Origin of the sequence: Oceanobacillus profundus, from assembly GCF_003515705.1 — a bacterium.
Taxonomy (GTDB): domain Bacteria; phylum Bacillota; class Bacilli; order Bacillales; family Amphibacillaceae; genus Oceanobacillus; species Oceanobacillus profundus.
Map to the genome: position 1 here is coordinate 1 of NZ_QWEH01000035.1, position 9,532 is coordinate 9,532.

7 protein-coding genes are annotated in these 9,532 nt (G+C 51.5%); 1 reads left to right on the forward strand and 6 read right to left on the reverse strand.

What is annotated here, in order from left to right; all coding sequences use genetic code 11:
• The first annotated feature begins 420 nt into the window (after nucleotides 1-420).
• Entirely contained in the window at nucleotides 421-1,653 is a 1,233-nt protein-coding gene (locus tag D1B32_RS23225; protein WP_000162952.1) for an Ea47 family protein, read from the forward strand.
• 128 nt (nucleotides 1,654-1,781) lie between these two features.
• On the opposite strand, the gene D1B32_RS23230 is transcribed toward D1B32_RS23225, so the two are convergent.
• The 6 genes from D1B32_RS23230 to D1B32_RS23255 all read right to left on the reverse strand — a co-directional run.
• On the reverse strand, nucleotides 1,782-2,366 hold the full coding sequence (locus D1B32_RS23230) for a tail fiber assembly protein (protein WP_015979258.1): 585 nt from the start codon (nucleotides 2,364-2,366) through the stop codon (nucleotides 1,782-1,784).
• Nucleotides 2,366-3,310 (reverse strand): phage tail protein, encoded by a 945-nt coding sequence (locus D1B32_RS24675; RefSeq protein ID WP_015979257.1) that lies wholly within the window; start codon nucleotides 3,308-3,310, stop codon nucleotides 2,366-2,368. The genes D1B32_RS23230 and D1B32_RS24675 overlap by 1 nt, the downstream gene beginning before the upstream one ends.
• 173 nt (nucleotides 3,311-3,483) lie before the next feature.
• Nucleotides 3,484-4,689 (reverse strand): prophage tail fiber N-terminal domain-containing protein, encoded by a 1,206-nt coding sequence (locus D1B32_RS23240; RefSeq protein WP_015979255.1) that lies wholly within the window; start codon nucleotides 4,687-4,689, stop codon nucleotides 3,484-3,486.
• A gap of 64 nt (nucleotides 4,690-4,753) precedes the next feature.
• Entirely contained in the window at nucleotides 4,754-5,374 is a 621-nt protein-coding gene (gene lom, locus D1B32_RS23245) for an outer membrane beta-barrel protein Lom (RefSeq protein ID WP_001246632.1), read from the reverse strand.
• Nucleotides 5,375-5,435: 61 nt separating this feature from the next.
• Nucleotides 5,436-8,834 carry a phage attachment tail tip protein J gene (gene gpJ, locus D1B32_RS23250; protein WP_000515495.1) on the reverse strand — a complete coding sequence of 1,133 codons (3,399 nt, stop codon included), beginning with the start codon at nucleotides 8,832-8,834 and terminating at the stop codon, nucleotides 5,436-5,438.
• A 60-nt stretch (nucleotides 8,835-8,894) separates the two neighbouring features.
• The coding region (locus tag D1B32_RS23255) for a tail assembly protein (RefSeq protein ID WP_205127002.1) at nucleotides 8,895-9,532 on the reverse strand (638 nt) is incomplete at its 5' end.

Below are 9,532 nucleotides of genomic sequence, written 5' to 3' on the forward strand. Positions count from 1 at the left end.
ACTTTGGTCAGTCTAGGGACAGTGGCGTACAGTCATAGATGGTCGGTGGGAGGTGGTACAAATTCTCTCATGCAAAAAATATGTAAAATCGGTAGCAACTGGAAATCATTCAACACCCGCACTATCGGAAGTTCACCAGCCAGCCGCAGCACGTTCCTGCATACGACGTGTCTGCGGCTCTACCATATCTCCTATGAGCAACGTGTTAGCAGAGCCAAGCCACAACTCTAATTTTAATACATAATGAATGATAATAATAATATTAAAAATTTCCTGTGTAACTAATTTACTATATGGTTTCTGATAAGAATCATTGCAAAGATCAAACAACTTGTATTACATTGACAGTTAAGCAGTTAATTTTATCACCTCTAAAATATATCAGCATCTAGCATGCAACCTATCAAAATGGAGAGTTTTATGACTAAAAAACCATGGGAAAGAAGACTTAAAGATTTATCGCACTTGCTCAAATGCTGCATTGATACATATTTTGACCCTGAATTATTTCGCTTGAATTTGAATCAATTCCTCCAAACCGCAAGAACAGTAACATTTATTATTCAAAAAAACAAAAACCAGATTATAGGATATGACATTTGGTATAACAATAATGTTATTGAAAAATGGAAAAATGATCCATTAATGGCTTGGGCTAAAAATTCTCGCAATACGATAGAAAAACAAGGCGATTTAGAAATGTATAGCGAGGCAAAGGCTACTCTTATTTCATCTTACATTGAAGAAAATGACATTGAGTTTATTACAAATGAAAGTATGTTAAACATTGGTATAAAAAAGTTAGTCAGACTTGCACAAAAGAAATTACCTTCATATTTAACTGAATCATCTATTATTAAATCAGAAAGACGATGGGTCGCTAATACGCTAAAAGATTACGAATTATTACATGCCTTAGCTATAATCTATGGCAGAATGTATAACTGCTGTAACTCTCTTGGCATACAAATAAACAATCCAATGGGTGACGATGTGATTTCGCCAACATCATTCGACTCTTTATTTGATGAAGCCAGGAGAATAACTTATTTAAAATTAAAAGATTACTCCATAAGCAAATTGTCATTTAGCATGATACAATATGACAATAAAATAATTCCTGAAGATATTAAAGAGCGTCTAAAACTGGTAGATAAGCCTAAAAATATCACTTCGACAGAAGAGTTAGTTGACTATACAGCCAAGCTTGCAGAAACGACTTTTTTAAAGGACGGTTATCACATTCAAACATTAATTTTTTATGATAAACAATTCCATCCAATTGATTTAATCAATACAACATTTGAAGATCAAGCAGATAAATATATTTTTTGGCGTTATGCAGCTGACAGAGCCAAAATAACAAATGCCTATGGCTTCATTTGGATATCAGAGCTATGGCTCAGAAAAGCAAGCATCTACTCCAATAAACCAATACATACAATGCCAATTATAGATGAAAGACTTCAGGTAATTGGAATTGATTCAAATAATAATCAAAAATGTATTTCATGGAAAATAGTTAGAGAAAACGAAGAAAAAAAACCGACTTTAGAAATATCAACAGCAGACTCAAAACATGACGAAAAACCATATTTCATGCGTTCAGTCTTAAAAGCAATTGGCGGTGATGTAAACACTATGAACAATTGAGTCATAGAACTTCCATTATTCTCCTGAAGATAATAATCGCCAAATAAACCAATACTCAGCTTTACAATATACTAACTAACCGCAGAACGTTATTTCATACAACGTTTCTGCGGCATATCACAAAACGATTACTCCATAACAGGGACAGCAGGCCACTCAATATCAGGTGCAGTTGATGTATCAACACGGTTCAGCAACACCCGATACTTCTTCCAGGCTTCCAGCAACGAGGTTTCTTCCTTCGTTGCAATTTCCAGATCTGCAGCATCCTGAAGCGGCGCAATATGCTCACTGGCTACCTGCATCAGGCTTTTTTTTGTTTCTTCCGCCTCCCGGATCCGGAACAGTTTTTCTGCTTCCGTATCCTTCACCCAGGCTGTGCCGTTCCACTTCTGATATTCCCCTCCCGGCGATAACCAGGTAAAATTTTCCGGTAACGGACCGAGTTCAGAAATAAATAACGCGTCGCCGGAAGCCACGTCATAGACGGTTTTACCCCGATGGTCTTCAACGAGATGCCACGATGCCTCATCACTGTTGAAAACAGCCACAAAGCCAGCCGGAATATCTGGCGGTGCAATATCGGTACTGTTTGCAGGCAGACCGGTATGAGGCGGAATATATGCGTCACCTTCACCAATAAATTCATTAGTTCCGGCCAGCAGATTATAAATTTTTATGGTCCGTGGTTGTTCACTCATTCTGAATGCCATTATGCAAGCCTCACAATATAGTTAAATGCAATGTTTTTGACGGTGTTTTCCGCGTTACCCGCAGCGTTAACGGTGATGGTGTGTCCGTGTGAACCAATACTGAAAGAATGGGCATGAGCACCGATAACAACCGGATGCTGGTGCGCACCAATACCAACTGTATGCGCATGTGCACCGGCACTCACGGCTGTACCGGACAATGAGTGACTGTGGCTGCCCTGACTGTCCGTTTTCGATAAATAAGCAATACCCTGTGTGCTGGTTCCTTTAACTGTGGATAAACTTCCTGTAATGGTTGCTGTTCCATACTGACTCCAGCCAGAACTGTTCATCCTTAAACCACTTGTGTGGGCATGAGCACCCGCGGCCCCTGTTGAACCGCTCAGACTGTGAGCATGAGCCCCCGTGTTATTCGTCGATTTGGTGCCGTAATCGAAACTGCCTGTTGTTTTCGTCCCGTAATCAAACGACGATGTGGTTTTCGTCCCCAAATCCGTACCGGATGCACTGGCACTGTGGGTGTGCGACTTAATTCCATCCTGTTCCTGAGACAATACAGCACGACCGCTGGCGGGTTTCCCCTTGATTGTCCAGCCTCGCATATCAGGAAGCACACCCGATGGATACGCGACAGCAAGTTTTGGGTAGGCTGATTTGTCAAACGCCTGCCCCTGCATCAGGACGTAGCCAGACGGAACGATATCTGATGGCCACGGGATCGGCGCACCTGCCGGAAAGGCCGAATTCTCACCGGCCCCAAGGTATTCAAGAACATCTGCAACGGAATTTTTTGCCAGAATATCCCTGCCAACCTGAGTCAGTTCAGTCAGGCTGGCGGCATCATTTTCCGCAAAATACGGTAATTTATTTTTCGCCGTGGAAAGCCCTGCCAGCGCCGTCAGTGTCGCATTCTTCGGTTGTTTACCCGCAAGCGCGTTAGTCATGGTGGTAGCAAAATCTGGATCATTCCCGAGCGCTGCGGCCAGTTCATTCAGCGTATTCAGTGCGTCAGGTGACGCGTCGATAACATCTGCAATCGCGGCCAGTACAAAAGCGGTGTTCGCAATCTGGGTATTGTTTGTTCCCCTGAGCGCGGTTGGTGCTGTTGGCGTTCCGGTCAGTGCCGGACTGTCCAGTGGGCTTTTCTGTTCGTTTCATCCATTACCACCTTAACCGCCTTTGGCGTTGCAGCAAGCGTTTCAGACGTGCTGTTGGTTGCACTGCTGAGCTGCACTATCCCCTTTCTCGTTGTGTCCGCATCCTCAAGCGCGACAGCTGAAGCTATATCTTCTGCACGTTTTGCCGAATTTTTTGCACGTATTGCCGCCGCTTCTGCCGCACTTTTGCTCTGCGATGCTGATACCGCACTTCCCGCAGCCTCTGTCGCCTTCGTGGATGCCGTTGACGCACTCCCCGCCGCCGCTGTTTTTGCGTCTGCCGCGGCAGAGGCGCTCCGTTCCGCTGCTGTTTCAGATGACCTGGCATTCGTCTCGGACGTTTTTGCCGCCCTGGCAGAATTTTCTGCCGCCGTTGCCGAGGAAGCTGCACGACCGGCACTTGATGATGCGTTCGTTTCTGATGATTTTGCTGCCTCTTTTGAGGCCACCGCATCTCGTGCTGAAGTGGCGGCCTCTGACGCTTTCGTGGCCGCGGTGGAGGCAGACGTGGCGGCTGATTGTTGTGACGCTGCAGCATTCGTTTCTGACGTTTTCGCCGCACCGGCACTGGTGGCCGCCGCGTTTTTTGAGGACTCTGCGGCTGCGGCACTTTTTTCCGCTTCAGTGGCCTTTGCTGATGCCGCTTCTGCGCCGGAGGACGCTTCCTGAGCTGACGATGCAGCCTGTCCGGCGGACGTGCTGGCGGCGCGTGCTGAGTCAGTTGCATCAGTCACAAGGGCCGCGACCTGAGCAGCTGATGCACTGGCATCGCCGGCTGATTTCTTCGCGTCTGCCGTACTCTGTGCCACCACGGACGCGTTACGCGCCACCTCTTCCACCATCAGTTCAAGACGACGCAGCACCTCCGGCCGGGCATCATCCTCCGTCATGGCACAGAGAAAATCATTCAGCGTCCCCGGTTGTGAATCTTCATACACGGTGATGGTCCCGGCGTGCGATGGTGGAAAACCGTCAACCTGCAGGATGACACTGTACTGACCGTACTCCACATCCATGCTGTAACGCCCGGCTTCATCCGGATTCTCTGAGCCCACCGTGTTCACCACCACCGTGGTGCTGTTACGTCTGGCTTTCAGCTGAATGGTGCAGTTCTGTACCGGTTTTCCTGTGCCGTCTTTCAGGACTCCTGAAATCTTTACTGCCATATTCACCCCACAAAAAAGCCCACCGGTTCCGGCGGGCTGTCATAACACTGTGTTACCTGGCTAATCAGAATTTATAACCGACCCCAACGATGAATCCGTCAGTACGCCAGTCGCCACTGCCGGAGCCTTCATAAGCAATATCAACAACGACGGACGCTGCCGGATTAATCTGTATACCTGCACTCCACGCCACTGAGGTATGCCGCATTGCACTTTCGTCCCTGGCAGTGGTCGTCTCTTTCATATACCCGGGAGTGATTTCCGTCTTACGGTAATCCATTGTACTGCCGGACCACCGACTGTGAGCCACTCCGGCCATGGCGTACGCACTGACCTGCTTACTGATTTGTAAAACCGGTCCGGCCATCACGCTCACATAACGTCCACGCAGGCTCTCATAGTGAAACGTATCCTCCCCGGTCATCACTGTGCTGCTCTTTTTCGACGCGGCGAACCCCAGGGAAGCCATCACCCCCACACTGTCCGTCAGCTCATAACGGTACTTCACGTTAATCCCTTTCAGATGACTCACACCGGTATCCCCGCCCGACAACGACGGCAATGTACCCGGTTTCACTTGAAAATAGCCCACCGTAAACGTACCATGTCCACCTTCCGCACGGGCCGGAGTGACTGTCACCGCAAGTGCGGCAAAGACAGCAACGGCAATACACACATTACGCATCGTTCACCTCTCACTGTTTTATAATAAAACGCCCGTTCCCGGACGAACCTCTGTAACACACTCAGACCACGCTGATGCCCAGCGCCTGTTTCTTAATCACCATAACCTGCACATCGCTGGCAAACGTATACGGCGGAATATCTGCCGAATGCCGTGTGGACGTAAGCGTGAACGTCAGGATCACGTTTCCCCGACCCGCTGGCATGTCAACAATACGGGAGAACACCTGTACCGCCTCGTTCGCCGCGCCATCATAAATCACCGCACCGTTCATCAGTACTTTCAGATAACACATCGAATACGTTGTCCTGCCGCTGACAGTACGCTTACTTCCGCGAAACGTCAGCGGAAGCACCACTATCTGGCGATCAAAAGGATGGTCATCGGTCACGGTGACAGTACGGGTACCTGACGGCCAGTCCACACTGCTTTCACGCTGGCGCGGAAAAGCCGCGCTCGCCGCCTTTACAATGTCCCCGACGATTTTTTCCGCCCTCAGCGTACCGTTTATCGTACAGTTTTCAGCTATCGTCACATTACTGAGCGTCCCGGAGTTCGCATTCACACTGCCACTGATATCCGCATTTTTAGCGGTCAGCTTTCCGTCCGGTGTCAGGGAAAAGGCCGGAGGATTGCCGCCGCTGGTAATGGTGGGGGCCGTCAGGCGCTTCAGGAACACGTCGTTCATGAATATCTGGTTGCCCTGCGCCACAAACATCGGCGTTTCATTCCCGTTTGCCGGGTCAATAAATGCGATACGATTGGCGGCAACCAGAAACTGGCTCAGTTTGCCTTCCTCCGTGTCCTCCATGCTGAGGCCAATACCCGCGACATAATGTTTGCCGTCTTTGGTCTGCTCAATTTTGACAGCCCACATGGCATTCCACTTATCACTGGCATCCTTCCACTCTTTCGAAAACTCCTCCAGTCTGCTGGCGTTATCCTCCGTCAGCTCGACTTTTTCCAGCAGCTCCTTGCCGAGATGGGATTCGGTTATCTTGCCTTTGAAAAAATCCAGGTAACCTTCCGCATCATCGCTCGCCCGACCGACGGCCTCCACGAATGCCGATTTGCCAACGGTGTTCACACTGCGGATATAAAAGTAATAATCATGGCCCGGTTTGATATTGATACTGGCGGCTATCCAGTACAGCGCCGTACCAAGATAACGCGTGCTGGTTTCAACCTGTCTGATATCCGCAATCTGCTTTTCCGAGAACCAGAACTCAAACTGTACCGTCGGGTCATAAACGGCAAGATGCGGCGTGGCGGTTATCTGAAAATAGCCCGGCGTCAGCTCAATCCTCGACGGTGCTGCCGGTGCGGCAATCCGGAACGATACCGACGCCGGATCGCCCTGCTGCCCCCACGCATTTACCGCCCGGACTGTCAGCCTGTAGTTCCCCAGCGCCAGTTGCGTGAAGCGGTATGTGGTTTCCGTCGTCCGGGCCGTGCTGACCAGCCGCTCACTGCCGTCGTCCGCTGTTACGGTCAGACGGAGCAGGAAACTCACGCCCTTCACCACCTTCGGTGTGTCCCATCGCGCCAGCACCTGATATTCCCCGCTGTCTGCAGTGACTTCTGCGGTCAGGTGCTGCACCGCTGGCGGCGTGACACCATTCACCGTGCCACTCTGTTCGCCGTCAAAGTGCGCCCCGTTATCCACGATGGCCTCTTTTTCCGGCACATGCTGCACGGCGGTGATGGCATACGTGCCGTCGTCGTTCTCACGGATACTCACGCAGCGGAACAGTCGCTGGCGCAGCGTCGGCAGCTTCAGCTCCCATACGCTGTATTCAGCAACACCGTCAGGAACACGGCTCACTTTTACCTTCACGCCGTCGGTGACGGACTGAACCTCCACGCTGACCGGATTGCCACTTCCGTCAACCAGGCTTATCAGCGCGGTACCGGAGGATGGCAGCGTGATTTCACGGTCGAGCGTCAGCGTCCGGGTCTGGCTGTTCACCGCCAGCACACGACCACCGGTGCTGATACCGGCATAGTCATCATCGCAGATTTCAATAACATCGCCCGGTACATGGCGAAGCCCTTCTGCGCCGACGCTGAAATCCACGGTCTGCGTTTCCAGCAGTTCTGTTTTAATCAGCCACAGCCCGGCGCGGTGTGCCTGCCCCCGGCTGGTACAGCCAAAGGCATCCATCTTCGTAACATTACGACCGTAACGGGCAATGGCCTGCGTATCTTCAACAAGCTCTGTCGCCGTCTCCCAGCCGTTGTTCGGGTCAATCCAGTTCACCTCAACGGCATTATGGCGGTCCTTCAGGGCGCTGAAGCTGTAGCGGAACGGCGCGCCATCATCCGGCATCACCACATTACTGCGGTTATAGGTCCACGTCTTATCCGACGGTCGGTCCTGCACGAACGTCAGCGTCTGCCCGTTCCATACCGGCATACAGCGCATCGCCGAGCAGAAATCGCTGAGCACATCCCACGCCTTACGCTGTGTGGTCAGGTACGCATTACAGGTGATGCGCGGCTCCGTGCCGCCAAAGCCGTCCGGCACTGACTGGTCGCAGTACTGGCCGATGACATACAGCGCCCATTTATCCACATCCGCCGCACCAAGACGTTTCCCCATGCCGTAGCGCGGATGGGTCAGCATATCCCACAGACACCAGGCCATGTTGTTGCTGTATGCCGGTTTAAACGTTCCGTCCCAGATACCGCTGTATTGCCGCGTCTGCGGGTTATAGTTCGACGGCACCTGCAGAATACGCCCGCGCAGATGATAATTACGGCTCACCTGCTGGCTGCCGAACTGCTCCGAGTCCACCTGCACGCCGACCAGTGCCGTGTTCGGGTAGCACTGTTTCACATCGATGATTTCAGTGTATGACGACCAGAGCGTTTTGTTCTGCAGCTGGTCTGTGGTGCTGTCCGGCGTCATCCTGCGCATCCGGATATTAAACGGGCGCGGCGGCAGGTTACCCATCACCACCGAGGCCAGATACTGCGAGGTGGTTTTGCCCTTAATGGTGATGTCTTTTTCCGTCACCCAGCCACCGTTACGTTGTATCTGAACCAGCAGGCGGACTTCCGACGGATTCCTGTCACCCTTTGAGGTGGTTTCCACCAGTGCCTGTACACCGAAGGTAAAGCGCAGACGGTCGATGTTTGCAGACGTAATGGTGCGGGTGATCGGCGTGTCATATTTCACTTCCGTACCCAGCACCGTCTCGGAGCCGGAGGATTCAAATCCCTCCGGCGGAGTCTGCTCCTGCTCACCAGCCCGGAACACCACCGTGACACCGGATATGTTGGTATTCCCCTCAGTGTCCAGCACCGGCGTACTGTTCAGCAGCACGCTTTTTAAGCCATCCACCGGACCTTCAATCGGCCCTTCGCTGATGGCATCGATCACACTCAGCAACTGCGTGGACTTCAGGTTGTCCTTCGCTTCGCGCGGGGTATGCCCCTTACTGCTTCCTTTACCCATTCCTCACGCTCCATAAATGACAAAACCGCCCGCAGGCGGTTTCACATAAAACATTTTGCATCAGCGACCAATCACCACAACCTGACCACCGTCCCCTTCGTCTGCCGTGCTGATCTCCTGAGAAACCACGCGTGACCCCACGCGCATTTCCCCGTACAGAACAGGCAGAACATTGCCCTGGGCAACCATGTTATCCAGTGAGGAGAAATAGGTGTTCTGCTTACCGTTATCCGTTGTCTGTATACGGGGAGTTCTGGCTTTCGGTGCCAGCATCTGCGCCACACCACCGAGCACCATACTGGCACCGAGAGAAAACAGGATGCCGGTCATACCACCGGCCCCAATGGCTGCCCCCCATGCTGCAAGGGTGGCTCCGGCGGTAAAGAATGATCCGGCAATGGCGGCAGCCCCCAGGACAATCTGGAATACGCCACCTGACTTGGCCCCGGCGACTCTGGGAACAATATGAATTACAGCGCCATCAGGCAGAGTCTCATGTAACTGCGCCGTTAACCCGGACGTGCTGACGTCCCGCCCGGCAATCCGTACCTGATACCAGCCGTCGCTCAGTTTCTGACGAAACGCCGGGAGCTGTGTGGCCAGTGCCCGGATGGCTTCAGCCCCCGTTTTCACACGAAGGTCGATGCGGCGACCAAATCGTTGTAAATCCCCGTAAAGGCAGATGCACTGACGGAATC